This is a genomic window from Phenylobacterium sp. (assembly GCF_041691455.1).
Classification (GTDB): domain Bacteria; phylum Pseudomonadota; class Alphaproteobacteria; order Caulobacterales; family Caulobacteraceae; genus Phenylobacterium.
In genome coordinates, this window is the sequence record NZ_JBEPUO010000002.1 from 360,876 (window position 1) to 385,195 (window position 24,320).

The following is a 24,320-nucleotide window of genomic DNA, read 5'->3' on the forward strand; positions in this document are numbered from 1 at the left end:
GGAGGCTGTCCCCGGGGCGTTTCTTATTGCGACCCGGAGTGGATCCCCGCCTTCGCGGGGATGAGCCGAGGTTAAGCCGTCCGGGTCCGCAGCCGCCGGCCGAGATAGCGGCGGCAACGCGCGGCGAACCGGGCACGCCTGGGCAGCACTAGCCGTTCCAGCCGCAGATACTGCTGCCAGAACACCGGGATGATCTCCGGGTCGCGGCGCATCAGGCGGCGGATCGGGAACACCATCTTCGGGTGCGCCCGCTGCATGCGCAGGAACTGGCGCTTGGCCTTGAAGGAGTTACGCAGGACGATCATCAGGCCGATCACCAGCAGCGGCAGGCCGATGTGGCCCGGCAGCGGGGCCAGCACCAAGCCTGCGGCCATGATGATCCCGCCAAGCCCAAGCAGCAGCCAGCGACCCACGCGCGAAGCCAGTTCGCGGGCGAATTCGTCGGAGGCGCGCTGCACGCGCAAGTAAGGCATGGCGAAAGTCACTGGGAGCAAACCTGGAAGCACGCGGCAAGCCCAAGGGGAGGTCGAGCCGCCGCCGTACGAGCCTGATATGCGAACGACACTAGGAGTCGTAAAGGCGCCAGCGGGTTAAAATTCTCTCAGGTCCAGCTATTCGTTCAGGGATGGCGCCGGCGCCACAGTCCGATGCAACTCCGCCACGAATCTGTAACACGGCTTTCAGGCGTTTGCGCCCTCGGGCCGCCATGTCAGCTTGGGCTTCCGGGCGGCCTGGGTTTCGTCCAGCCGGCGCAGGGGCGCGAGATAGGGCGCGCCGCTGAAACGCTCGACGTCGCCGGCCTTCGCGGCCTTGGCCAGCGCCAACAGGGCCTCACAGAACCGGTCGAGCTCGCGCTTTGATTCGGTCTCCGTGGGCTCGATCAGCATCGCGCCGTGCACCACCAGCGGGAAGTACATGGTCATCGGGTGGAAGCCCTCGTCGATCATCGCCTTGGCGAAGTCGAGCGTGGTCACCCCGGTTCCCTCCAGCCAGCTGTCGTCGAACAGCGCCTCGTGCATGCAGGGCCCATTCGGGAAGGCCGGGGTCATCTCGGCCGAGAGGCGGGCCTTGATGTAGTTGGCGTTCAGCACGGCGTCCTCGGCGACCTGGCGCAGGCCGTCCGAGCCATGGCTGCGCATATAGGCGTAGGCGCGGACGAACATGCCCATCTGCCCCTGGAAGGCGCACATCCGGCCGAAGGCCTGGGCGGCCTCGTCCTTGGCTTCCTCGACCAGCGCCAGGCCGTCCGGGCCATGGACGATCCAGGGGGCCGGGGCGAAGGGGGCGAGCGCCTTCGACAGCACCACCGGCCCGGCGCCCGGACCGCCGCCGCCGTGCGGGGTCGAGAAGGTCTTGTGCAGGTTGATGTGCATGGCGTCGACGCCGAGGTCGCCCGGACGGACCTTGCCGACGATCGCGTTGAAGTTGGCTCCGTCACAATAGAAGTACGCGCCCGCGTCGTGCGTGAGGCGGGAGATCTCAAGTATATCACACTCGAAAAGACCGCAGGTGTTGGGGTTGGTGACCATGATCGCGGCGACGTCGGGGCCGAGCTTGGCGGCGAGGTCGGCCAGGTCGACGCGGCCGTCGGCGGTCTGGGCGATCTCCTCGACGGAGTAGCCGACGAAGGCGGCGGTGGCGGGGTTGGTGCCGTGGGCCGAGGTGGGCACCAGGACCCGGCGGCGGTCGGTGTGGCCGGCGGCCTCGTGCGCGGCCTTGATGGTCAGCAGGCCGCAGAGCTCGCCGTGGGCGCCGGCCTTGGGCGTCAGGGCGACGGCGGGCATGCCGGTCAGGGTCTTCAGCCAGTGGGCGAGGCGGTCCATGAGCTCCAGCGCGCCCTGGGCGGTCGACTGCGGCTGCAGGGGGTGGAGGTCGGCGAAGCCGGCCAGGCGGGCCATCTTCTCGTTGAGGCGTGGGTTGTGCTTCATGGTGCACGAGCCGAGCGGATAGAGCGCCAGGTCGATGGCGTGGTTCATCTGGGAGAGCCGGACGTAGTGGCGCAGCGTCTCCGGCTCGGAGAGGCCGGCAAGGCCGATCGGCATGTCGCGGACCAGGCCGCCGAGGTCGGAGGCGTCGTGCTGGGCGGGGTCGAGGTCGACGCCGGTCTTGTCCCAGCCGCCGAGCTCGAACAGCAGCGGCTCGTCCTGCAGGAGGCCGCGGCCGCCGGTCAGCGAGGCGTGGCCGGAGGCGCCGCCGCCGGCGCCGGGTTGGGTGGGGCGGCCCACGCTGCTCATCCCGCTCATCGGCCGATCCTCCGCGTCAGGGCGGCAGACAGCGCCGCGATATCCTCGGTGGTGGTGGTCTCGGTGGCGGCCAGCAGCAGGACGTCGTCGAGGCCCGCGTGCGGGTCGAGGCGGGAGTAGGGGACGCCGGCGACGATGCCGTCGGCCAGCAGGGCCTCGACGAGCGCGGCGGCGTCACCCGGCACCCGCACGGCGATCTCGTTGAAGAAGCGCGGCGTCAGGATCTCGACCACCCCGTCGAGCGCGGCCTTCAGTTCGCGGGCGCGGCTGTGGTTCAGGGCGGCGAGCTGGCGCAGGCCGACCTCGCCCAGGAGCGACAGGTGGATGGTGAAGGCGAGCGCGCAGAGGCCGGAGTTGGTGCAGATGTTCGACGTCGCCTTCTCGCGGCGGATGTGCTGCTCGCGGGTCGACAGCGTCAGGACGAAGCCGCGGCGGCCGTCGGCGTCGACGGTCTCGCCGCACAGCCGGCCCGGCATCTGGCGGACCAGCGCCTCGCGGCAGGTGAAGAGCCCGACGTAGGGGCCGCCGTAGTTCAGCGCATTGCCGATCGACTGGCCCTCGGCGACGGCGATGTCGGCGCCCATCTCGCCGGGCGGCTTCAGCAGGCCGAAGGCGACCGCCTCGGTGGTGACGACGATCAAGAGGGCGCCGGCGGCATGGGCGGCCTCGGCGATCTTGGTCACGTCGGTGACCACGCCGAAGACGTTGGGGGTCTGGACGACGACGCAGGCGGTGTCGGCGTCGATGGCCTCGATCACCGCGGCCTCGGCGTCGATCGCCGCTTTCTGGCGCACGATGGTCATGCCCTCGGCGTGGGCGATGGTCTGGGTGGTGGCCGCATAGTGCGGATGGACGCCGCCGGAGAGGATCGCCTTCTTCCGGCGGTTGACGCGTTTCGCCATCATCACAGCTTCCGCGCAGGCCGTGGAGCCGTCGTACATCGAGGCGTTGGCGACCTCGAGGCCGGTGAGCGCGGCGACCTGGGTCTGGAACTCGAACAGCACCTGCAGGGTCCCCTGGGCGATCTCCGGCTGGTAGGGCGTGTAGCTGGTCAGGAACTCGCTGCGCTGGATGATGTGGTCGACGCTGGCCGGCACATGGTGGCGATAGGCGCCGGCCCCGCAGAAGAACGGCCCGGCGCCGGCCGGCCGGTTGAGGGCGGCGAGCTGGCCCAGCTCACGCTCGACCTCCAGCTCGCCGGCCCTGAGCGGCAGGTCGAAGAGCGCCGTCTTCCGCGCGGCGGCCGGCACGTCGGCGAACAGCGCGTCGATGTCGGGGACGCCGATGACGCTGAGCATCTCGGCGCGGTCGTCGGGCGTCAGGGGCAGGTAGCGCATTCAGGTCAATCCAAGAGGAGAGGGGGAACCACGGAAAACACGGAAAGAGCACGGAAAGGGGCTAGGGCTCCCGTCGTTCGAGCCAGGTTGAATCGCGCGTTTCGCGCGCAATCGATCCATCCCGCAGCCTCGAAATCGAACCCTCTTTCCGTGCCCTTTCCGTGTTTTCCGTGGTCGTTTTTCTTGCGCCCGCGCCGCGTCTCAGAGCGTCTGCAGGTAGGCTTCGTAGGCGTGGCGATCCATCAGGGCATCGACCTCGGCCGGGTTGGCGAGCTTGACCTTGGCGAACCAGCCTGCGGCTTCCGGAGCGGCGTTGACGGTTTCGGGCGCGTCGCCCAGCGCGCCGTTGGCCTCGACCACCTGGCCGGAGACCGGCGCGTAGACGTCCGAGGCGGCCTTGACGCTCTCGACCACCGCGAAGCCGTCGCCGGCCTTGACGGTCTTGCCGACGTCGGGGGTCTCGACGAACACCACGTCGCCGAGCTGTTCGGCGGCGTAGGCGGTGATGCCGACGGTGGCGACGTCGCCGTCGACCTCGACCCACTCGTGATCCTTGGTGAAGCGCATGGGCGGGCTCTCCTAGAGGGCTGGTGGCGCGTCAGCGCCGCGAAATGAACCGCCAAGGACGCCCAGATCGCCAAGGCGGTCGAGACCGGCCGGGGCCGCTTGGCGATCTTGGCGTGCTTGGCGGTTGGATAGGGGCGCCTGGGGCGCGTCGGCCGCAGCCATCGTCACGCCTTCCTTACGTAGCGGTGGGGGACGAAGGGGGCTTTCACGACCTCGGCGGGCTGGGGCTTGCCGCGGACGATGACCTGCAGCTTGGCGCCGAGCGCGGCGTGGGCCGGGGGGACGAAGCCCATGGCGATGGCCTGTTTCAGGCTGGGCGAGAAGCCGCCGGAGGTGACGACGCCGATCACCGCGCCCGAGGCGTCGGCGATCTCGGCGCCTTCGCGGGCCGGCGCGCCTTCGAGCACGCGCAGGGCGACGCGGACGCGGGCCGGGCCCTCGGCCAGCTCCTTGGCGATCCTGGCCGCGCCCGGGAAGTCGCGCTGCTCGCGGCGGTTCTTGTTGATGGCGAAGGCGAGGTCGCCCTCGACCGGGCTGACGGTCTCGTCGAGGTCGTGGCCGTAGAGCGGCAGGCCGGCCTCGAGCCTGAGCGAATCCCGCGCGCCCAGGCCGATCGGCTTCACCCGGGGGTCGGAGAGGAGCTTGATCCAGACGTCGTCGGCTGCCGCTCCCGGGACCGAGATCTCATAGCCGTCCTCGCCGGTGTAGCCGGAGCGCGAGACGATCAGGTCGACCCCGAAGCCGGTCATCAGGCGGACGTCCATGAACACCAGGGACGCGGCTTCCGGCACATAGTGCTGGAAGACCGCGGCGGCCTCGGGGCCCTGCAGGGCGATCAGCGCGCGGTCCTCCAGGCGCTCGATGGCCACCTGGCCGGCGAGCTCGCCCTCGATGACCTTGAAGTCGTTCTCCTTGCAGGCGCCATTGACCACCACGAAGAGGCCGTCGTCGCCGGTGCCCTCGGAGTTGACCGGCCGGCTGGCCATCAGGTCGTCGATGATCCCGCCCGCGCGGTTCAGGAGGACGGAGTATTTCTGGCGGCCGAGCTTCAGGTTGATGAAGTCGCCGGGGACCACCTCCTCGAAGGCGAAGAGCGGTGAGACGCCCCGCAGCCGCGCCTGGCCCATGTGGCTGACGTCGAAGATGCCGGCGTGCTCGCGGGTCCAGAGGTGCTCCTTCAGCACGCCTTCGGTGTACTGCACCGGCATGTCGTAGCCCGCGAACGGCACCATCCGCGCGCCCAGCGCGATGTGGGCCTCGTGCAGCGGGGTGGTCTTGAGGGGCGCGCCCTCTTCGGTATTCGGGGTGGGGGCGGACAAGGCGGCGACTCCGGCTGACGATGGGGCGGTCCGCCGAGGGTGACCCCTTGGCATCCCGCGCCCCCGCTGTCCTTGGGCCTGAGAGATTTCGGACGGCGCGGTCGCTTGCGCGGTCCCCTGCTCCTTCGGCGGACGCCCTTTAGGAGGGACGCCACTTTCCAGCGTGCATCAGCTTTCGCGGTCCGTTTGCCTGAGCGTTTCCGGGGCGGTTGCGCCTTCGGCTCCGGGGTGTCTGCGATGGTCGGCAGGGTCCCGATCTCTCCCGCGAGAGTCGAGGCGGAACGTGAGGGAGCGGGGGCGGGGAGTCAATGCGGGAGGGGGTGGGGAGCAACCGGCCACTATGGCCGTGGCCAGCTGCGACTTCTTATGAACTGTCCCAACTCGTGTCATCTTTCCTAGGTGCTGACCAACAGCATTTCGGGTCTCAGCCGTCTGAGCGTTGAGGCGGCAGATACTCAACCCGGACTTCGACATCGAAGCCATTCGCTCAAAGCCTGTGGTTCGAGAACCGGACCGATGGGCGCTCCTGGTTCATTTGTGGCGCGGGCGTGCGCGGCGAGCCGTTGATCGCCATGCGCGTTCTGGGAGCGCAACCGCTTATTCTCATTCGGCTGGCGTCGCTGGACGAGACGCTTAGTCGGCATTTCGGGTAGTGCTGGCATCGCTCTGGCGCGCTGAACCAGTATGGAGATCGACGTTCACATCGCTCTCGTGATCCGCGCAAGGCGGAAGGCGCGCGGGGTGACCCAGGCGGCGCTCGCCGAGGCGGTGGGTGTGAGCGTGGATCAAATACAAGCGTGCGAAAACGGCATGAGACGAACAGGCGTCGGGCTGCTGGTGCGGATCGCGGTCGGGCTGGACTGCGGCGTCTCCGATCTCGTGGTTCGGCCTTCAGCGTAAGTGCCTAAGCGTCACTTCATGTCGATAGTGCGCAACGAAATCGGTTGATCCATGTTATGCTAAGGCGTCGTTCAGTTATAGCGCTGGCGCGCCACTCTCTTAAAACCTACCCGGCATCGGCTTTCGCCCCGCGAGCCTCCGGTTTCATTTAAGGGGTCAGCCATGGCTGCCCAACCGCCAACCGAGTCCGAAGACGCAGCCCTAAGCATGACCATGGCGGTGGTCGCGTCGTCGCCGGCGCCGCTGCTGATGCTCGACGGTACGCTGAACATTGTCGCCGCCAGCACCTCGTTCTGCGCAGCGTTCGGAATTGATCCCGCCACCGCGCCCGGCAGCGATGTCTTCGCGCTGGGCGCCGGGGAGTGGAATATCCCCCAACTCAGGTCGCTGCTCGACGCCACGGTGTCCGACGCGGCGAAAGTCGACTCCTACGAAATGGAACTCCGGCGGCCGGGATGCGAGGACCGCTGTCTGGTCATCCAGGCGCAGCGGTTTGCGTACCTCGACCTTGAGCACACATGGCTGCTCGTGGCGGTCTCGGACGTCACCCAGGCGCGCGCCGACAAGCGGTCCAAAGACGAGGCACTGGCGCAAAATAGGGTGCTCCTCCAGGAGGTCCGCCACCGGGTCGCTAACAGCCTCCAGATCATCGCCAGCGTCCTGCTGCAAAACGCCCGGCGCACGCCCTCCGAGGAGACACGGACGCATCTGAGAGACGCACACAATCGGGTCATGTCGGTGGCCGCACTGGAGCGTCAGCTTTCCGCCGCCGACGATGGCGACGAAGACGTGCCGCTGCACGCCTACTTCACGCGGCTCTGCGAGAGCATCGCGTCCTCGATGATCGCCGACCCAGATCAACTCTCGCTCGCGGTCGAGGGCGGGGATGGTGTGGTCCCGGCGAGGGTGTCTGTGAGCCTCGGGCTGATCGTCACCGAACTGGTGATCAACGCACTGAAGCACGCCTTCCCGGAGGGGCGGCGCGGTAAAATCACGGTGGACTACGAGTTCCGGGGTCCGAATTGGACCCTCTGCGTCTGTGACAACGGCGTGGGAATGCCTAGCGACCCGGCACTCGTTCACACCGGCCTAGGTACGAGCATCGTCCAGGCGCTCGCTAAGCAGCTACAGGCAAGCGTCGAGGTGGAGCCGGCCCACCCCGGAACGAAGGTCTCGATCGAGCACACTCAGATCGCGCTCGTTGACGACGACGCGAAGCCGCCGCGCCCCGCACTCGTTGTTGAGCGACCTGCCGCTTAGGCCAAAAGAGGGCGCGTGGCGTTTTGAGAAACGAGACTTCAATGGACACGGCTAACGTGGCGCAGCCGGGCGTGACCCTGCTGATCGTCGAGGACGATCTACTCCCGGCAATGGCGCTCAGGGACGAACTTGAGGACTGCGGTTTTCACGTGCTCGACCTAACCGGCCGCCATCAGGAGGCGGTCGCTGCCGCCAAGGAATGCCACCCCGATTTCGCCCTAGTGAACATCGAGCTTGAAGGGCGCGACGACGGGATCGCGCTGGCCAGCGAACTGAAGGCGATGGGTATCCCGGTTCTGTTTATCAGCGGGCAGGTCAGCCGCGCGCGGTCGGCAAACACAGCGGCAGTCGGCTCGTTGCCGAAGCCCTACAGCCCAATGGATGTCGTCAAGGCCGTGAACTACCTGCTGCACCACCTGGCGGGCGACGAGTCCCTGCCACGGCCGGAGGGGCTGGAGGTATTCGACAAGGTGGAGAAAGGCGAGCCTGAGCCCATCGCATAGAAGGTCGCTTGGCGTCACCCATCGGTGTCTGTCTTGTTCATGAGGGTGGAGAGCGCCACGATAAGTTGCGCAGGCGCGAAGGGCTTCACCAGCAGGGTGCTGTGCGGAACGCCGTGGGAGGGCCATTCGTGGCCGGCGGCGCCGCTCATATAGACCACCGGAATTGCAGGGTTCTGCTCGCGGGCCATCTTCCCAATGTCCCAACCGGTCATTGGACCGCCTAGGTTCACGTCGGTGACGAGGGCCGCAAAACTGCAATCCCGTTCTGCCTGCAAGGCTGCAACGGCCTCGTTGTCGTCGGCCGCGACTTCGACCTCAAAGCCGGCTTCTTCGAGCGCGGTCAGCATCAACTCTTGGATTATCGGTTCGTCCTCGACCAGCAGGACGACTCGACTAAGTGCTGCTTCCGTCAATGGCATTCCCCCGGCTAGGATGCCAACGCTCAGAAGTTGGTCGGGTTTCCGACGCAGCATATTTTGGTCTTGGCGGAGCCGCTAGTCGCTGAGGCCTGTAACGCGGGCCGATCTCGACGCCGGTTGGCTCAACCCACCGGCGCGGCGACCGGAATCGAGTAGCGCTTTGCGGTAGACGCCAACAATAGGCGAGCCACTGAGACGCGATCGGCGCCCTTAGCGATCACTCGGCCGTCACACAATCCGATGTAGCCGGGCTCGTCCGCACGCGCCGGCGCGATCTGGTAGAGGCTAGCTCCCGGCATCACTTCAAGGTGGGACACACATCCGCGATTGGTGTCGGAGCGGTGAGGTGTCCCGGCGGCAGATTTAGGAACGATTCAATTAATCGTGGACTCATCGGAAGCTCCGCGCATATTTCGTCTGGATGTTTTTTTCCGGCATCCAAAACAAGCTGAATTGCTCGACCCAGTAGTCGCGGATTTTCCAAACGAATAATATTCGGATCGTCGTAAGGTTCCTTTGAACGCCAGCGCTTAAACGAGATTTGCTTGTAGAGATTTGTAAACTGGTTGTCGTCGATGATGTCCAAATCTTTGCAACGATAACCCGCATTTTGCGGGCTAGGTGCGTCTGCTACCCAAAGCCGGATCGCTTCGCGATCTGTCTCTCCCCGTTGAGGGAGGGCAGTCCGACGCTGCTGCGTGAATCTCTGTTCCTCATTTGTTCTTGACTTTGGCGCGCGTTTGTGGGACGTTTCGGGCAGCGTGACGGACTGCGCCCGCATCCCTCCTCTTTAGGGGAGGGTGGACGAGGCGGAGCCTCGGACGGGTGGGGGTACGGGGGCCAGGGCTCCGGCGTCCGCGCTTGAACGCGAGTCCCCCACGCTGATCGCTTCGCGATCTGTCCCTCCCCTAAAGAGGAGGGATGGGGGCGCCGGGCCGTCTCCTCTCCCCCGAGCGTCGCGAGGGAGGGAGAGGGTAGGGAGAGGGCGGCTGGCCTTTGCCGCCTTTCGAGCGTTCGACCCATGGCCCTCGATTGATTGCGGGCGTCCGACGTTCTCATGAGCCGCCCTCTCCCTGCCCTCTCCCTCTCGCTGCGCGGGGGAGAGGAGGGCATTCCTCCTTTTCTTCCTGAGAGATTTTCGATGGCTGAGGACGCGCAGGGTTCGGCGGTGGCGCGACCGCGGCGGCGGGCGCCGGTGCGGTGGTCGGTGGCGCTGGGGGCGCGGCTCTGTCAGCGGGTGGCGGCGGGCGAGCTGGTCTATGCGATCTGCCGCGAGCCGGGCATGCCGAGCGCCGAGGCGGTGCGGAAGTGGGCGCTGGCCAAGGCCGACTTCGGGGCGGCGCTGGACGAGGCGCGGCGGGCCGGTGGGCGGCCGAGCGGGCGGCGCGGCGGGGTCTCGACCTATTGCGAGGCGACGGGCGAGGCGCTGTTCGAGCGGCTGTGCGACGGCGAGAGCCTGACCTCGATCGGCAAGGACCCGACCATGCCGTCGCTGTCGACCATCTTCTATTGGCGCCGGCGGATCGCGGAGTTCGAGGACCAGGTGCGGCTGGGCAAGGAGATCCAGGCCGAGCGGGCGGTGGACCTGGGCTGGGAGATGGCGCAGGCCGCGACGCCGGAGACCGCCTACCTGACCCACGTGCGGCTGACGCACCTGCGCTGGATGACCGGGATCATGGCGCCGCGGGTCTATCGGCTGAAGCCCGTGGAGCCGGAGCCGCCGCTGAAGCGCCAGACGATCTCGGTCCGCCACTTCGAGGTCGAGGTGGACCCGGAGACCGGCAAGCGAAGCGTGGTGTCCTATCGCCCGAACCCGGAGACCGGCCAGGTGGAGCGGGAGTCCCCGAAGTCCATTCCGGGGCGCTGACGCCCGACCAGGCTGTTCAGCGGGCAGGCCGTTCAGCGGGCGGGCCGTTCAGCGGGCCAGGCGGATTTGCGGCCGGGCGATGGTGGCGACGTCGTCCTCGGTTCCCAGGCCGTCGTAGAAGTCGGTGAGGATGTCGATCAACTCGTCGAGGTCGATCTTCAGCGGCGCTCCCGCGGGGAACCTGAACCGCCAGAAGCTCGCGATGTGGGACAGGATGCCGGCCCGTTCACCCAGCGACAGGAACATCTCCGGCGCGTGGAGCAGGAAGTCGCGGAAGGCCTTGGGCCGGCCGGCGTTGGTCAGCTCCTCGAACGCCTCGTCGTAGACCTCCAGGGCCTGCCGGACCCGCTTCACCTGCACGCCGATCGCCTGGTTCACGCGCCGCTGCCAGTCGTGGATGCGGGAGAGCTTGTGCTGGTCGCGCGAGCCGCCGACCTCGATCCGGTTGAGCTCGGCCAGCAGGTCCGAGAGCTCGGGCAGGAGGGTGGCCAGCACCCATTTGTAATAGAGGAAGCCCTTCCAGCTGAAGATGCTCTCCCGGCCGAGCGTCAGCCGCAGCGGCTCCAGGCGGTCGCTGTCTTCCCCGGAGAGCAGCGCGGCCACCAGCTTGGAGATGCTCGACCCGCCTTCCCCGTCGCGGTCATAGGCCAGGTCGACCAGCTTGGAGATCTCGTGGGAGACGAAGTGCTGCATCCGCTCGGTGTCGGGCCGCGAGAAGGCGAAATAGCACTCGGCGATCCTGAACTTCCGGCGGCGCAGGTGCTCGCGCAGCAGGAAGGGATCGAGCGAGGGCAGTTCATCCAGGGCCTCGAGCACGGCCTTGTCGCGTTCGCCGCCGGGCTGGCCGCCGCGCAGTTCCTCGAGCAGCGTCAGCCAGCCGCGCTGGCCGACGAACAGCGAGCGCCCGCCCAGCGCCAGGTCGCGCCGCTCGAAGGGGATGATCACCTTGGTGGCGCTGCGCCTGTCCCACTCGAGCAGGCCGACCTCATCGGGGCGCAGGCGATGCTTGACGATGACCGCGGTGTTGAGGGCGGTGGATTCAAAGAAGGGGGCGCTGAAATAGAGCGCGTCGCTCTGATATTCGTCGGCGACCGCGGCCAGGTTGAGGACGCGGCTGGTCGAAGCCGTGCGGTGCAGGCCGTCCAAGCTGCGATACGAGCGAAACGTATGCGTCACCGGCAGGACCTCTCGCCCCACATGAGCCGAATAGTGACACGCCTAAGTTAATAGGTTCCCTTCACTGACCGGCGAACGTTGAAGACAGGTCCGGCGAGCGAATCTTACTGAACACACACCACCTTTGTTAAGCGGATGTCTGCGCCGGACCGATGCGCGTTCGAGCCCGCCGGACATGGCTTTCCGCAGCGCTGAGCCCGCGGGCGTCAGCGGCGGCCGGGCGGCGGAGGCGGTGATGGGGAAACTAGTTGCTGCGAATCTGCAGATTGGACTGGGCGTGCTCGACCATCTCCCGGTCGTTCCTCTGGCGGTCCTTGATGTCGGCCACCGTTCGGCACCGGCGGACCGGCAGGCGTGAGCCGAGCACGGCCTGGCTCTGGCAGACCAGCTGGTCGTCCTTCTGGTCCGCGGCCTTGGGCGGCGCATAGGTCAGGGTCGAGGCCGGCGGGGCCGTCGCCGTGGCGGGCGAGACGGTGGTCGCCGGGGGCGGCGGGGCCTCCGAGGGCGCCGCGGCGGCTGCGCCGGCGGCGAGGCTCGCCGCAATGACCAGAGCCCATTTCATCACAGCGATCTCCTACCCTCGTTCGGCGACTGAGCTTGGCTTCTCATCCGAAGGGCCGCCGATCAAGTGGCTTTTTGTCCGACGCGGCGTCGCGCCGCGCCCGGGGCGGGCCCGCCATCGCGGCTCGGCCTAAGAGCGCCGGCGCCTGAAGAAGCCATAGACGACGCCCCACGCGCCGGCCGCGGCCGTCACCAGGCCGATGACCGCCCAGAGGGTCGAGCGGCCCTCGATCCCGGCGCAGTCGGCGGCGCAAAGGATCGGCTTGACGTGCACCAGGCCAAGGCCCTGCAGCAGCCACAAGAGCCCCAGCGCCAGCGCCAGGCCCCCGACGACGCCGATCAAGATCCTCATGCCCCGGCCCCCTCCGCAAACCCATTGAACATCGGTGTCATGTCGCCAAGGCCTCCAGCTCCGCCTTCTGTTTGCGGGTGAGGCCGGCGCGGACGAGGTCGTAGGAGTGGGCGACCAGGCGCTGCGTCTCGGCCAGCGGGACGTCGGCGTCGAGGGTGACGCTGATCCAGAAGCGGCGGTCGAGGTGGCTGCGGTGGCCGACGCCGGCGTATTGCTGCTTGAGGATCTCCGCCAGGTGCGGGTCGCACTTCAGGATCACCGACTGGTTCTTCGGCGCGTCGGTCTGGATGGCGAACATCCTGCCCATGACCTTCCAGAGCGTCACGCCTCGGGCCGAGGGCAGGGCGAGCGGCGAGCCTCCGGCGCCGGGCATCGCCTGGATGGCGGCTCTCAGGGCCGAGGCTTGCGGGACGGCGGCTGGCGGCGGCGAGGTCAAGGCGGGGCGCGCTCCGTTGGCGCGAGCCTAGCGGGACCGTGGCGCGGGGCAAGTGCGGTTCGGCGGGGCTAGGTGATCCCGTCGGGGACGCCGTTGGTGATCGGCGGGGCGGGGCAGGCGCCGGCCCGGGCCTGGACCACGTAGAAGAGCGCCCGGCCGGCGGCGAAGACGCCGTGCTCGGCGATCGGGGTGGTCGGCTGGCCGGTGGTGATGGAGTTGGCCTCGAAGTCGGCGCCCGGCTGGCTGAGCGTCTGCTGGTTCCAGCGGGCGAGCTGGACGTTGCAGGCCGCGACGACGGCCTCGGCGACGGTGGCCGCGGGATCGTGGCTGGGGGCGAGGCTATAGGCCCAGCGGCGCACGCACTCGTCGACCGGGGCCGCGCCCTCGGCGCCGGCGACGATCGGGGCGGGCTTGGCCTGTTTGAAGTCGGCGCAGAGCTTGGCGTTGGTCGCCATGTCGTGGCGGCTGTCGCAGGCGGCGAGGCTGAGAACGGCCAGGGCCAGAGCGGCCGTCGCGGCGTGGCGGGTCATGGGGATTGGCACCTTGGTTGGGCGGCGGGGTCAGCGGCGATAGTCGGCGGGCGCGGGGCTGACCACCGCATTGCCGTACTGGTCGTAGTACATCCGGCCGGCCGGGGCGGCGGCCTGCTGCGGCGGCGCGCCGCGGCCGCGGCGGGATGCGTGGCGATAGGTCCCGCAGCCGCTCTTGGCGATCTCGTGGCCGATCACCGCGCCGCCGAGGCCGCCGATGATCGCGCCGCCCGCGCCGCGGTGGGAGATCGAGTTGCCGACCAGCGCGCCGGCGACGCCGCCGACCAGGGTCCCGGTGTTCTTGCGGCTCTCGCAGGAGGCGCTGGCCGACATGGGAGCCGCTATCAGGGGCAGGGATATCCCCGCCGCGAGGGCGGTGAGGGCGAGCAGGTTTCGCATGGCGTGGGTCTCATGTCCTTGTTCTGTGGACAGACAACGCGCCAGGGCTGTGTCGGGATGCAGACAGAGGTTCGGCGGCGCTACATCCGCTCCGGAACACTGATGCCGAGGAGGTCGAGGGCCTGTTCGAGCTGGGCGAGCGTGGTGCGGGCCAGGGCCAGGCGCGAGGCGCGGGTGGCGGGCTCGGCCTGGAGGATCGGGCAGGCGGCGTAGAACCTGGAGAAGGCCTGGGAGAGGCGGTAGGCGTGCTCGGCCACCGCGTTCGGCGCGCAGCGGTCGTAGGCCTCGGCGAGCGCGCTCTCGAAGGCGTCGAGGGTGAGCACGAGCTCGCGTTCGGCCGGTTCGGTGACGGTGATCGGGCCCGGCTCGACCTGCTCGTCGGCCGCGCGGCGCAGCAGGGATTTCACCCGGACCGCCTGGTAGAGCAGGTAGGGGCCGGTCTTGCCCTCGAAGCTGGTGAAGCGGTCGAGGTCGAAGACGTAGGAGGTGCCGCGGAAGTTCTGCAGGTCGGCGAACTTCAGCGCGGCGACCGCGACCTTGCCGGCGATGTCCTCGAACTCGGCCGGCGGCAGGTCCTCGCCGAGGCCGGCCTCGTGCAGGCGCTCGCGGGCCTTGGTCCGGGTCATCTCGATCATGTCGTTGAGCTTCAGGACCCCGCCCTCGCGGGTCTTGAAGGGCTTGCCGTCGGTCCCGTTCATGGTGCCGAAGCCGACGTGTTCGAGCTGGCCCTCGGTCGCGTAGCCGGCGAGGTAGGCGGCGCGGAACACGATCTCGAAGTGGTCGGCCTGGCGCTGGTCGACGCAGTAGATGACCAGGTCGGGTGCGAACTCGCGCTTGCGGTCGAGGATGGTGGCGAGGTCGGTGGTGCCGTACATGGCCGAGCCTTCGGAGGAGACCACCAGCAGCGGCGGCAGCTCCTTCTTGTCGCCGTCGCGGACCACGCGGATGATCCGCGCGCCCTGGTCGTCGACCAGCAGGCCCTTGGCGTCGAGCTCTTCCACCATTGGGGCGATCAGGTCCTCGACGTCGCTCTCGCCCTTCCAGAGGTCGAAGTCGACGCCCAGCGCATGGAAGTCGCGCTCCAGCGCCACTTGGGTCACGTCGCGGAACCGCTGCCAGAGCGCGTAGTAGCCCGGCTGCTTGGCCTGCAGGCCGGCGGTGATCTTGCGCGCGCGGTCGCGGTAGGCGGTGTCGTCCTTGCCCTTGGCGGCGGCCAGCGGATAGAGCCGGTCGAGGTCGGCCAGGCTGACGGTCTCGAAGGCGCCGACGTCAGGAAGCGGGGCGCCACCGGATTGTCCGGCGTTCAAGGCCTCGACGGCGGCGGCGATCGCGGGCGTCTCGTCCATCACCGCGCCGATCAGGAGGCCCATCTGGTAGCCCCAGTCGCCGAAGTGGGCGTCGCCCTTCACCTCGTCGCCGCGGAACCGGTAGAGCCGCTTGATGGACTCCCCGATGATCGAGGCGCGCAGGTGGCCGACGTGCATGGGCTTGGCGACATTGGGGCCGCCGTAGTCGACCAGCACGCGGCGCGGATGGGCGAGCGTCTCGGCGCCCAGACGCGGGTCGGCGGCGATGGCGCGGGCGCGCTCGGACAGGGCGGCGTCGGTGAGCTTCAGGTTGATGAAGCCGGGGCCGGCGATCTCGACGGCGGCCAGGCGGGGGTCGCCGGCCAGGCGCTCGGCCACCGCGGTCGCGATCTCGCGCGGGTTCTTGCCCACGCGCTTGGCGGCAGCCAGCGCGCCGTTGGACTGGAAGTCGGCGAGGTCGGGGCGGTCCGAGGCGGTGACGCGGCCCAGTTCGGGCGGCAGGCCGAGGTCGGCGAAGGCGGCCTCGACCGCTTCGCCTAAGCCCCGCTTGAGGTCGCTCATCGGCGGTTTGTCGTGTCCCCGGACGCCACCGCGGTCGTCCCGGCGTTCACCCGGAAGCGCTTGCCCAGGCGGTTGAACGCCGCCATCTGCGGCGTCACGTCAAAGCCCACCAGGATCTCGAAATTGGCGCCGGAGGTGGTGGTGGTGCCGCGCGGGATGATGATGTTGGCGATGGAATCGGTGATGTAGACGCGGTCCTTGCCGTTGAAGTTCACCGGCAGATCGAACTCCTGGCGGGCGATCACCTCGCGATTGCGGTCGGTGACGGCGACCCAGTAGCGGTAGGTCTTCGACCCGCCCTGGGCCATCGGGCCCTTGCCGAGCTCGAACAGCACATCCATCGAGACGCTGATCGGCTGGTCGTCCTTGTACTGGCAGCCCGCGGAGATGCCCTGGATCTCGCCGGAGAAGCCGACGTTGGCCGAGGCCTCGCGGTCATCCTTGAACTCGACGTAGCGGCTGGCGTCGTAGAGCGACTTGACGAACGGGCAGGGGCCGGCGTTGCGCAGCTGCGGCAGGGCGGCCTGGTTGTCGCCCCAGTCCTTGTCGCGCTTCTTCTTCTTGGCGTCGTCCTGCGACTGCTTGTCCTGGTCGCCGCCGCCGCGGCCCCCCGCGCCGCCGCCGCCGCCCGGATAGCCGCCGCCGCCGCCGCCCGGATACTGGGCGTGGGCCGCGAAGGGCGCTGCGACCATGAAGGCCGAGGCGGCGAGCAGGATGAGGCGGCGCATGGCGGGCGTCCGTGAACGGGTGGGCGCGAAAGCTTCGCGTGAAGATGCCGTCCTAGTACAGCCTGGAGATTGCGGCGGCAACGCGGCTGGCGGCCACGCCCCCTTACCTTGCCAGGAAGGAGGCCCTACCTTGCCGGCGATGTCGCCCCCGCCCGCCGCCCGCCCGCCGCTGACCGTCCTGCTCGCCACCCCGCGCGGCTTCTGCGCCGGCGTCGACCGGGCGATCCAGATCGTCGAGCGGGCGATCGGCAAGTACGGCGCGCCGGTCTATGTGCGCCACGAGATCGTCCACAACCGCCATGTGGTGGAGCGGCTGAAGGCGCTGGGCGCGGTGTTCGTCGAGGAGCTCGACGAGTGCCCCGCCGACCGGCCGGTGGTGTTCTCCGCCCACGGGGTGCCCAAGGCGGTGCCGGCCGAGGCCAGGCAGCGCAAGATGCTCTACCTCGACGCCACCTGCCCGCTGGTCTCCAAGGTGCATGTGGAGGCCGGGCGCCACTTCGACGCGGGCCGTGAGATCGTGCTGATCGGCCACGCCGGCCACCCGGAAGTGGTCGGCACCATGGGCCAACTGCCGGAGGGCGCGGTGGCGCTGATCGAGACCGTGGAGGACGCGCGGACGTTCGCGCCGCGGGACCCGGCCAATGTCGCCTTCGTCACCCAGACGACGCTGTCGGTCGACGACACGGCGGAGATCGTCGCGGCGCTGCGGGCCCGCTTCCCCGACATCGCCGCGCCGCACAAGGAAGACATCTGCTACGCCACCACCAACCGCCAGGAGGCGGTGAAACAGGTGGCGGCGAAGAGCGAGGTGCTGCTGGTGCTGGGGAGCGCCAATTCCTCCAACTCCGTGCGGCTGGCCGAGGTGGGCCGCCGGGCCGGGGCCCGGGCCTATCTGATCGACGACGCCGGCGGGCTGGACCTCAGCTGGCTGGCAGGCGTCGGCGTGGTGGGCGTCACCGCCGGAGCCTCGGCGCCGGAGGTGCTGGTGCAGGGCGTCATCGACCGGCTGGCCGAGCGCTTCGCGGTCTCCGTCGAGGAGATCGACGCCGAGCGCGAGACCGTGAGCTTCAAGCTCCCGCGGGTGCTGGCGTAGGGGCCGGCGCGGGCTTCGGGAGGTTCTTGGCCAGGTAGGCCGAGATGGCGGTCTGCTCTTCGGCGGTCATCTCGGCGCCCGCCGATTGCATCTTGGCGATCTCATTGTCCCATTCGTCGGGCGTGTGGCGCGCGTAGGCGAACTGCGTCGCGTCATGGCAGGCCGTGCAGACGCGCACGACGGCGTCCTTGCCGGGGCCGGGCGGAAGCGGGTCGTCGGGCGCCTGAGCCAGGACGGGTCCGACCCCGCCCAGGCAGAGCGCCGCCGCAGCCGCGGCCATGAGGATTCGAAGGTTCATCGCGCAAAGACCTAGCCCATGCGGCGGCGGACCGGAACCCGTGGGAGGTGCGGGAGTCCCTCCCCGCGGCCCTCAGCGCCGGTCAGGGCTTCGAGCGGTCATTTGTCGACGCGCAACTGCTCGAGGTTCGCGATGAGGCCGGGCCCGGTCGGGCTCCAGCCGAGCCGCCGGCGGGTGAGGGCGCTCGCTCCAGCGGTGTAGAGGTTCAGACCGCCCCGTCAGAAAAATCGCGCGGCGCCAACCCCGTCCGCCGGCCGGCCGCGTAGGTCGTCATGTATGGCTCAGGAGGCTCACATGACGACCGCGGAAAGAACGATGGCGTCCCTGCGACGTCGGACGGTTCTGGCGATGGCGATCTCGGCGATCGGATTTTCCGGCGCGGCGAAAGCCCAGGCCGGCCCCGATCTCGTGGATCTGCAGGTGGTGGATCGTGAAACCGGCCAGGCGCTGCGGGTCTGGCCTCACGACAGGCGCCTGTTCGTCGCCGGCCAGCCGGGCGCGCGCTACAGCCTGCGCGTCGTGAACCACAGCGGCGGCCGCGTGCTGGTGGTCCTGTCGGTCGACGGCGTCAATATCATCAGCGGCGAAACGGCCGGCTATGGCCAGACAGGCTATGTGCTCAGCCCCTATCAGTCCTATGACCTGAGCGGGTGGCGCAAGTCCGACACCGAGGTGGCTGCGTTCGTCTTCGCGCCGCTCCCGCAATCCTACGCCGCGCGCACCGGCCGGCCCGGCGACGTGGGCGTCATCGGCATCGCCGCCTTCAAGGAACGGGTCGCCGCTCCGCTCCCCGTCCAGCCGGCCGAGGCCAGGTCTGACGGTCGGAACCGCTCCAACTCGGAGGTTTCCGAGATGGTCGTCACCGGTCAGCGCATTCCTTCACCGGTCGTGGCGCCAGCGCCGCCCTCGCGGTCAGGGGCGCCCGCAACCGACCCCTCCGATATCGTGGTGACCGCGGAGCGGCGCGCGGAAAAGCTGGGCACCGGGCACGGCGCGCGCGAATGGTCGGTCACCTACAACGTGCCGTTCGAGCGGGCGACGCCCTATCCCCAGCTCATCCGCCGGATCGAATACGACACCTACGACAACCTGGTCGCCAGCGGCGTGATCCGACCCGCGCGGGATTGGGGTCACCGGCCGCGCCCCTTCCCCTCGAATTCCGACGGGGCCGGATATGCGCCAGACCCGCCGGGCAGGCCCTAAGGCCTTTGCGCGCCCGGCCGCGCAGGGACTAGGCTTGGCCTTGATGGAGCCGGACGCCGCGGACGACGCTGACCTGTTGCGCGCCCACGGCGCCGGCGATCCACATGCCTTCGCGCGGCTCTATGACCGATATGATCGTCCATGCTTCCAGTTCATCCGCAGATTGTTGGGCGCCGCGCACGGCGACGCCGCCGAGGACCTGCATCAGGAAACCTGGATCGCGATCTCCAAGACCGCGGCCGCCTTCGACCCCGGCAAGGCGAGCTTTCCCGCCTGGCTCTTCACCATCGCGCGCCACAAGACCTGGGACCACTTCCGCCGGCAAAAGGTCGCCGTCCTTTCGTCGGCTCAGGACGATGCGGCGATGATGGTCCCCGACCCGGGTCAGACGCCTCTGGAGCAGGTGCAATCGCGCGAACTCGCCCAGGAGATCATCAGCCCGGTCGAGGCCTTGCCCCTGGAGCAGCGCGGGGTCTTCGTCATGTTCGCCCAGGCCGGGCTCTCGCTGGAAGAGATCGCCCAGGTCACCGGCGTCACCGTGGAGACGGCCAAGAGCAGGTTGCGCTATGCGCGCGCCAAACTTCGACAGTCGCTCGCTGGTGAGAGGTCGGCCTATGTCTGATCATGACGCCACGCCCGATCCGATGGACAAGGCCTACGCCCAGGCCGAAGCGGTCCTGAACGACGATGCCGCCCGCGCCGCGCGGCGCGCGCGGGTCCTCGCCGCCGTCGCGCGCGAGCCGGCGGCGCCCGCCGCGCCCTCTCTACCGCCACGGCGATCCGCCTGGGGGCGTGGCGGCTGGCTGGCGGCGGCCAGCGTGGCGGGACTGAGCGTGTTCCTGGCTACCCAGGTCTACTCGCCGGCTTCGAACCGGCAGCGGCCCGCGCCGCCGGCGACGGCGGTCCCAGCCCCACCGACTCCGGGGATTGCGGCTCCAGGGATTGCAGCCTCGCCGGCGCCCGCCGCCAGGGCGCCCTCGCAGGCGGCCCCCGCCCTCACCGTCGCCCGGCGCGCCGCGACGCCCTCGTCACCTGACCCCGCGCGGGCCGCGCCCTCGCCGGCGCCGCAGATCGCGCCGGCGCCCGGCCCTCCTCCCGCAGTGTCGGCGGGGCCTTCAACCGAGGTGTCGGAACTTGTCGTCGTGACGGGCGAGCGCGTGCCCGCCCCGGCCGCGTCGCTCGCGGTGAGGTCGTCCCCGGGCTCGCCGGCCGAGCGGTCCACGAGGCTGCGCGACGCGGCCGCCGCTGGCCGGACCGCCGAAGTAACCGCCCTGCTGGCCAGCGGCGCCCCCGTCGACGCCCCCGATGACGAGGGCGAAACCGCCCTGATGAAGGCGATCCAGGCCGACCAGCCTGCCGCCGCCGCCCTCCTGCGCCGCCGCGGAGCCAGCCTGGAGCGGAAGAACCACGCCGGCGTCTCGGCGAGAGACATGGCCATGTCGCTCGGCGACGCAGAACTCCATCACGCCCTTGGTCTTGATCCGTGAAGGGAGAGCGCCGGCCTTGCTTCGAGAGAGGAGGGTGGGCGGCTCCGGGCGTTCAGCTGTCGACGCGCAACTGCTCGAGGTCCGCGATGAGGCCGGGCCCGGTCGGGCTCCAGCCGAGCCGCCGGCGGGTGAGGGCGCTCGAGGCCGAGCCGTCGCGGCCGGCGAACATGGCGAGAAACCCGAGAAACTCCGGCGCCTCCTCCGGCGTGAGGGACCGCACGGGCACACCCAGCCGCCGGCCGATGGTCTCGGCGATGGCGCGCATCGGCACGCCTTCCTCCGCGACCGCATGGTAGCGCGCGCCGCGCTCGCCCTTCTCCAGGACCAGGCGGTAGAGCTGCGCCACATCGAGCCGGTGCGCCGCCGCCCAGCGGTTGGCGCCGTCGCCGATATAGGCCGAGACGCGCTTCTCCCGAGCCATGTCGACCGCAAGGCTGATGAGGCCCTGGCGCTCCGGGTCGTGCACCTGCGGCAGGCGCACGACGCAGGCGTTGACGCCATCGGACACCGCGGCGTCCACGGCCTCTTCCGAGGCGGCGCGCGGCACCATGGCGGAGCTGGCGGGCCGGTCGTCCTCGGTGGCCGGCTGATCCGGACCGTGCGAGCTCATGCCCGTCCCGGAGGTCACCAGCAGCGGCCGGTCGGATCCGGCGAGCACCGAGCTCAGGGCCGCGATCACCCGCCGGTCGTCCTCGCAGTTGGCCATGTAGGTCGAGAAGTCATGGTTGAAGGCCAGATGGATCACCCCGTCCGACCGCTCGGCGCCGTGCTTCAGGCTGTCCAGGTCCTGCAGCGACCCCCGGTGCGCCTCGGCCCCGGCGGCGGCCAGCGCCTTCGCGCCGGCGTCCGACCGCGTGAGGCCGAGCACCTGATGGCCGGCCCCGATCAGGTCCGCAACGACCGCCGCACCGACGAATCCCGTCGCTCCAGTGACAAACACACGCATCGCCAAGACCTCCACAACCCCGACCGGCGACAAATGTCGGCGAGTGAGGTATCCTGGTAAAGTAGTGATCTTATCAGGGTATAGAGACTAACAGGATGAGCGGGCGCGGCGGGCACGACAGGCGGCTCGGGAGCTATCTGAAGGACCGCCGCGGCAAGCTCGATCCGGCGACGTTTGGATTTCCGCCGGAGCGCCGCCGCACGCCGGGCCTGCGCCGCGAGGAGGTCGCCCAGCGGGCCGCCATCAGCCCGACCTGGTACACCTGGCTGGAGCAGGGCCGCGGCGGCGCGCCCTCCGCCGATGTGCTCGACCGGATCGCGCGGGCGCTGATGCTGACCGACGCCGAGCGCGAGCACCTCTTCCTGCTGGGCCTCGGCCGGGCGCCGGAGGCCCGCTACCGCAAGGACGAGGGCGTCACGCCGCGGCTGCAGCGGGTCCTCGACACCCTGGAGCCCACGCCGGCGCTGATCCGCACCGCCACCTGGGATGTCGTCGCCTGGAACCGGGCGGCGACGGTGATGCTGTTCGACTACGGAGCCGTGCCGCCGCAGGAACGCAATGCGCTGCGGTTCATCTTCCTCGATCCGCGGGCCCGCGCCGCTCACTACGACTGGGCCGGCGTGGCGCGGTTCGTGGTGAGCCAATTCCGGGTCGACGCGGCGCGCGCGGGGGCCGCGGCGGAGGTGGAGCCCCTGGTGGACGAGCTCTGCCAGCTCAGCCCCGAGTTCAAGACGATGTGGCGCGGCAACGAGGTCCTCACCCACGGCGAGGCGGTGAAGCACATCCGCCATCCGGAACTCGGCCGGATCGCGTTCGAGTATTCGGTCTTCGCGGTGGACGGCCGGCCGGACCTCAGCCTGCTGATCTACAATCCCGCGACCCCGGCGGACGCCGAAAAGATCAGCTCGATGGTGACCTCGGCGGCCTCATCGACCTCGAACCTCCGCTAGCGAGGGTCGGGCTCGCGCGGCGCGTTGCTGGTCTGGCCGTTCTGGGCCAGGGCGAGGCCGAAGACCTTGTCCTCGACGTCGCGGTGGAAGGTGACCAGGGCTTCGACGCCGGTCACCACGAACTCGTCACGGCCGACCGGAATCAGCGCGCGCTTGGCCTGGCCGGTGGGGCCGACCATCAGCTTCCCGTCCTCGACCGTCACCGTCACCGTGAACTTGGGGCCCAGCCGATAGACCCCGGCATAGGCCGGCAGGATGGCCGGATCGATGGCGATCGCCGGCCGCGACGACGGCCTAGGCGGCCGCGGGGCGAGCGTGGCGGGATGCGGGCCGCCCAGCACATAGAGGCCGATATCCTCGACGGGATTGGCCGTATTGGACAGCACCACGACGCCCAGCCTGCGTCCCCGGTCGAAGCCGGCGAAGGTCTGGAAGCCCGCGGTCGCGCCGCCGTGGCTGGCCAGTTCGCCATTGAGGTAGCTGGCGACCTGCCAACCGAGCGCCTGGGCCTGGTTGGGGACGGCCCGGGGGCGGCGCACCCGAAGCTGGTCGGCCATGGCGGCGCTGAGCGGGCTTTGTCTGGCGCCGCTCTCGACGGCCAGCAGGGTCAGCATGTCGTTGGCGGACGAGCGGAGCGCACCGGCCGGCGCGAAGCCGTCGAGGTTCCACTCCGAAACCGCGTTGAGTTCGGCGTCGTGGGCCGTCGCGAAGCGCTCGGCGAGCGCCGGCGTCAGCTTGATGGCCGTTGAGGTCATGCCGAGCGGCCGCAGCACGCGGGTGCGGACCAGGGTGTCGTAGTCCGTCCCGGCCCGGCGGGCGAGCGCCTGGCCCAGCAGGGCCACGCCGTAGTTCGAATAGTCCCAGGTCACGCCGATATCGCGCGGCAGCTGATAGTCGGCGAGGAAGGCGTAGAGCCGCTCGGCCGGATAGTCCGCATAGGGATTGGCCCGGTTGGCGGGCGCGAAGTTCGCCGGCATCCGCGGCAGGCCGGAGGTGTGGGTGGCCAGGTCGATCAGGGTGATCTGGCGGCCGCCGCGCTCCGGGACCTTGCTGCCCGGCGGCAGGTATTTGACCAGCGGGTCGTCCAGCTTCACCTCGCCACGGCGGACGGCGTCGGCGAGCAGCAGGCTGGTGAAGGTCTTGGTGATCGAGCCGATCTCGAAAAGCGTGTCGCCGTCGAGGGGCTTGACCGAGCCCTTGGCGCGGGCGCCGTAGGCGATGATCCGGCGCTTGCCGGCGGCGTCGACGATGCCGACCACCAGGCCGACGCCGCGCTTCTCGACGTCGATCCGCGACTTGAGCTCGGCCAGGATGTCGGCGTCGGAGGGGACGGGACCCAGCAGGGTCCGCGGCAAGGGCGGCGGAGCAGCGCCGCCGGGGCGCCGGGAGAAGACGATCTGGCTCGGCGCGCCCAGCTGGGTGAAGGTCATCACCAGCCGGCCGTCGGCCGCCATCGCGCCGTCCAGGCGCGCGTTGATCGAGGCGGCTTCGATGGCGATCTTTCCAGAGGCCGTCTTGATGGTCGCGGGGATCGGGCCGCCGCCCTGGTCGAGGCTTCGCAGCACGACGCCGTAGCCGTCCCCCGCCTCGCTGATCTCCAGCGCCAGCCGAAGCCGCCCGCCCGGCAGCTGCAGGAGGCCGTCCCAGACGCCGATCAGCGGGGCCGGCGGCGTCTGGGCCAGGCCTCGCGAGGCGATGGCCAGGGCGGGCAGCGCCGCCAGCAAGGTCCGGCGCAGGACCGGACCGCGCGCCAAGGGGAGTTGATCCTGGGTTCCAGTCATCCGAGCCCCCGCCTGTCAGCCCGCCTCGCCGGCGCCTCACCAAGCGTAGCTGCGGGACTTTGCCGTCTCGTTTCAGTGTCGCCGCCGCCTTGACGCT

The 24,320-nt window shown here is 69.6% G+C and carries 27 protein-coding genes and 1 riboswitch; of the genes, 9 read left to right on the plus strand and 18 right to left on the minus strand.

What is annotated here, in order from left to right; all coding sequences use genetic code 11:
- Nucleotides 1-71: 71 nt before the first annotated feature.
- The 5 genes from ACESMY_RS05430 to gcvT all read right to left on the minus strand — a co-directional run bounded on the left by ACESMY_RS05430 (nucleotide 72) and on the right by gcvT (nucleotide 5,466).
- Nucleotides 72-473 carry a hypothetical protein gene (locus ACESMY_RS05430; RefSeq protein ID WP_372782988.1) on the minus strand — a complete coding sequence of 134 codons (402 nt, stop codon included), beginning with the start codon at nucleotides 471-473 and terminating at the stop codon, nucleotides 72-74.
- A gap of 207 nt (nucleotides 474-680) precedes the next feature.
- Nucleotides 681-2,243 carry an aminomethyl-transferring glycine dehydrogenase subunit GcvPB gene (gene gcvPB / locus ACESMY_RS05435; protein WP_372782990.1) on the minus strand — a complete coding sequence of 521 codons (1,563 nt, stop codon included), beginning with the start codon at nucleotides 2,241-2,243 and terminating at the stop codon, nucleotides 681-683.
- Complete coding sequence (gene gcvPA, locus ACESMY_RS05440; RefSeq protein ID WP_372782992.1) at nucleotides 2,240-3,580, minus strand: aminomethyl-transferring glycine dehydrogenase subunit GcvPA; 1,341 nt, start codon at nucleotides 3,578-3,580, stop codon at nucleotides 2,240-2,242. The genes gcvPB and gcvPA overlap by 4 nt, the downstream gene beginning before the upstream one ends.
- A gap of 201 nt (nucleotides 3,581-3,781) precedes the next feature.
- The gene (gene gcvH, locus ACESMY_RS05445) at nucleotides 3,782-4,147 is read right to left on the minus strand and encodes a glycine cleavage system protein GcvH (protein ID WP_372782994.1); all 366 of its coding nucleotides are present in this window, start codon (nucleotides 4,145-4,147) and stop codon (nucleotides 3,782-3,784) included.
- A gap of 164 nt (nucleotides 4,148-4,311) precedes the next feature.
- Nucleotides 4,312-5,466, minus strand: coding sequence for a glycine cleavage system aminomethyltransferase GcvT (gene gcvT, locus ACESMY_RS05450; RefSeq protein WP_372782996.1), 1,155 nt, complete (start codon nucleotides 5,464-5,466; stop codon nucleotides 4,312-4,314).
- Nucleotides 5,467-5,634: 168 nt separating this feature from the next.
- Nucleotides 5,635-5,741: riboswitch (glycine riboswitch) on the minus strand.
- Nucleotides 5,742-6,150: 409 nt separating this feature from the next.
- Between gcvT and ACESMY_RS05455 the strand changes: the two genes are divergently transcribed.
- The 3 genes from ACESMY_RS05455 (at nucleotide 6,151) to ACESMY_RS05465 (ending at nucleotide 8,129) form a co-directional block, all read left to right on the plus strand.
- Entirely contained in the window at nucleotides 6,151-6,366 is a 216-nt protein-coding gene (locus ACESMY_RS05455) for a helix-turn-helix domain-containing protein (protein ID WP_372782998.1), read from the plus strand.
- Nucleotides 6,367-6,528: 162 nt separating this feature from the next.
- Entirely contained in the window at nucleotides 6,529-7,626 is a 1,098-nt protein-coding gene (locus ACESMY_RS05460; RefSeq protein ID WP_372783000.1) for a sensor histidine kinase, read from the plus strand.
- A 41-nt stretch (nucleotides 7,627-7,667) separates the two neighbouring features.
- Complete coding sequence (locus ACESMY_RS05465; protein ID WP_372783002.1) at nucleotides 7,668-8,129, plus strand: response regulator; 462 nt, start codon at nucleotides 7,668-7,670, stop codon at nucleotides 8,127-8,129.
- Between the two features lie 14 nt (nucleotides 8,130-8,143).
- Here ACESMY_RS05465 and ACESMY_RS05470 read toward each other — a convergent pair whose 3' ends face one another.
- The gene (locus tag ACESMY_RS05470) at nucleotides 8,144-8,542 is read right to left on the minus strand and encodes a response regulator (RefSeq protein ID WP_372783004.1); all 399 of its coding nucleotides are present in this window, start codon (nucleotides 8,540-8,542) and stop codon (nucleotides 8,144-8,146) included.
- Nucleotides 8,543-8,846: 304 nt separating this feature from the next.
- Entirely contained in the window at nucleotides 8,847-9,329 is a 483-nt protein-coding gene (locus tag ACESMY_RS05475; RefSeq protein ID WP_372783006.1) for a hypothetical protein, read from the minus strand.
- 360 nt (nucleotides 9,330-9,689) lie between these two features.
- On the opposite strand from ACESMY_RS05475, the gene ACESMY_RS05480 reads away from it, so the two are divergent.
- Entirely contained in the window at nucleotides 9,690-10,415 is a 726-nt protein-coding gene (locus ACESMY_RS05480) for a hypothetical protein (protein ID WP_372783008.1), read from the plus strand.
- 48 nt (nucleotides 10,416-10,463) lie between these two features.
- Here the strand turns inward: ACESMY_RS05480 and ACESMY_RS05485 are convergent, their stop codons facing one another.
- From ACESMY_RS05485 to ACESMY_RS05520, 8 genes are all read right to left on the minus strand, one after another.
- A complete protein-coding gene (locus ACESMY_RS05485; protein ID WP_372783010.1) occupies nucleotides 10,464-11,591 on the minus strand; it encodes a hypothetical protein in 1,128 nt (375 codons plus the stop codon).
- A gap of 244 nt (nucleotides 11,592-11,835) precedes the next feature.
- Entirely contained in the window at nucleotides 11,836-12,153 is a 318-nt protein-coding gene (locus ACESMY_RS05490; protein ID WP_372783012.1) for a hypothetical protein, read from the minus strand.
- A 129-nt stretch (nucleotides 12,154-12,282) separates the two neighbouring features.
- Nucleotides 12,283-12,504, minus strand: coding sequence for a hypothetical protein (locus ACESMY_RS05495; protein ID WP_372783014.1), 222 nt, complete (start codon nucleotides 12,502-12,504; stop codon nucleotides 12,283-12,285).
- A gap of 37 nt (nucleotides 12,505-12,541) precedes the next feature.
- Complete coding sequence (locus ACESMY_RS05500; RefSeq protein WP_372783016.1) at nucleotides 12,542-12,940, minus strand: MmcQ/YjbR family DNA-binding protein; 399 nt, start codon at nucleotides 12,938-12,940, stop codon at nucleotides 12,542-12,544.
- A gap of 68 nt (nucleotides 12,941-13,008) precedes the next feature.
- Nucleotides 13,009-13,470, minus strand: coding sequence for a hypothetical protein (locus ACESMY_RS05505; RefSeq protein WP_372783018.1), 462 nt, complete (start codon nucleotides 13,468-13,470; stop codon nucleotides 13,009-13,011).
- 30 nt (nucleotides 13,471-13,500) lie between these two features.
- Complete coding sequence (locus ACESMY_RS05510) at nucleotides 13,501-13,869, minus strand: glycine zipper 2TM domain-containing protein (protein WP_372783020.1); 369 nt, start codon at nucleotides 13,867-13,869, stop codon at nucleotides 13,501-13,503.
- A gap of 80 nt (nucleotides 13,870-13,949) precedes the next feature.
- On the minus strand, nucleotides 13,950-15,737 hold the full coding sequence (locus tag ACESMY_RS05515; RefSeq protein ID WP_372783022.1) for an arginine--tRNA ligase: 1,788 nt from the start codon (nucleotides 15,735-15,737) through the stop codon (nucleotides 13,950-13,952).
- A complete protein-coding gene (locus tag ACESMY_RS05520) occupies nucleotides 15,734-16,465 on the minus strand; it encodes a Tat pathway signal sequence domain protein (RefSeq protein WP_372783024.1) in 732 nt (243 codons plus the stop codon). The genes ACESMY_RS05515 and ACESMY_RS05520 overlap by 4 nt, the downstream gene beginning before the upstream one ends.
- Before the next feature lie 139 nt (nucleotides 16,466-16,604).
- On the opposite strand from ACESMY_RS05520, the gene ispH reads away from it, so the two are divergent.
- Nucleotides 16,605-17,558, plus strand: coding sequence for a 4-hydroxy-3-methylbut-2-enyl diphosphate reductase (gene ispH, locus ACESMY_RS05525; RefSeq protein ID WP_372783392.1), 954 nt, complete (start codon nucleotides 16,605-16,607; stop codon nucleotides 17,556-17,558).
- Here the strand turns inward: ispH and ACESMY_RS05530 are convergent.
- A complete protein-coding gene (locus tag ACESMY_RS05530; protein WP_372783026.1) occupies nucleotides 17,533-17,856 on the minus strand; it encodes a hypothetical protein in 324 nt (107 codons plus the stop codon). The genes ispH and ACESMY_RS05530 overlap by 26 nt on opposite strands.
- 315 nt (nucleotides 17,857-18,171) lie before the next feature.
- Between ACESMY_RS05530 and ACESMY_RS05535 the strand changes: the two genes are divergently transcribed.
- From ACESMY_RS05535 to ACESMY_RS05545, 3 genes are read left to right on the plus strand one after another with little or no spacing between them, the layout of a single operon-like run.
- Nucleotides 18,172-19,059: a hypothetical protein gene (locus ACESMY_RS05535; protein WP_372783028.1), complete on the plus strand. Its 888-nt coding sequence runs from the start codon at nucleotides 18,172-18,174 to the stop codon at nucleotides 19,057-19,059.
- Nucleotides 19,060-19,102: 43 nt separating this feature from the next.
- Nucleotides 19,103-19,681 carry a sigma-70 family RNA polymerase sigma factor gene (locus tag ACESMY_RS05540; RefSeq protein ID WP_372783394.1) on the plus strand — a complete coding sequence of 193 codons (579 nt, stop codon included), beginning with the start codon at nucleotides 19,103-19,105 and terminating at the stop codon, nucleotides 19,679-19,681.
- Nucleotides 19,674-20,546 (plus strand): ankyrin repeat domain-containing protein, encoded by an 873-nt coding sequence (locus tag ACESMY_RS05545; RefSeq protein WP_372783030.1) that lies wholly within the window; start codon nucleotides 19,674-19,676, stop codon nucleotides 20,544-20,546. Before ACESMY_RS05540 ends, ACESMY_RS05545 begins: the two co-directional genes overlap by 8 nt.
- A 52-nt stretch (nucleotides 20,547-20,598) precedes the next feature.
- On the opposite strand, the gene ACESMY_RS05550 is transcribed toward ACESMY_RS05545, so the two are convergent.
- Entirely contained in the window at nucleotides 20,599-21,492 is an 894-nt protein-coding gene (locus ACESMY_RS05550; RefSeq protein ID WP_372783032.1) for an SDR family oxidoreductase, read from the minus strand.
- A gap of 95 nt (nucleotides 21,493-21,587) precedes the next feature.
- On the opposite strand from ACESMY_RS05550, the gene ACESMY_RS05555 reads away from it, so the two are divergent.
- Nucleotides 21,588-22,442 carry a helix-turn-helix transcriptional regulator gene (locus tag ACESMY_RS05555; RefSeq protein ID WP_372783034.1) on the plus strand — a complete coding sequence of 285 codons (855 nt, stop codon included), beginning with the start codon at nucleotides 21,588-21,590 and terminating at the stop codon, nucleotides 22,440-22,442.
- On the opposite strand, the gene ACESMY_RS05560 is transcribed toward ACESMY_RS05555, so the two are convergent.
- A complete protein-coding gene (locus ACESMY_RS05560) occupies nucleotides 22,439-24,196 on the minus strand; it encodes a serine hydrolase (RefSeq protein WP_372783036.1) in 1,758 nt (585 codons plus the stop codon). The two genes, ACESMY_RS05555 and ACESMY_RS05560, sit on opposite strands and share 4 nt — an antisense overlap.
- Nucleotides 24,197-24,320: the final 124 nt, after the last annotated feature.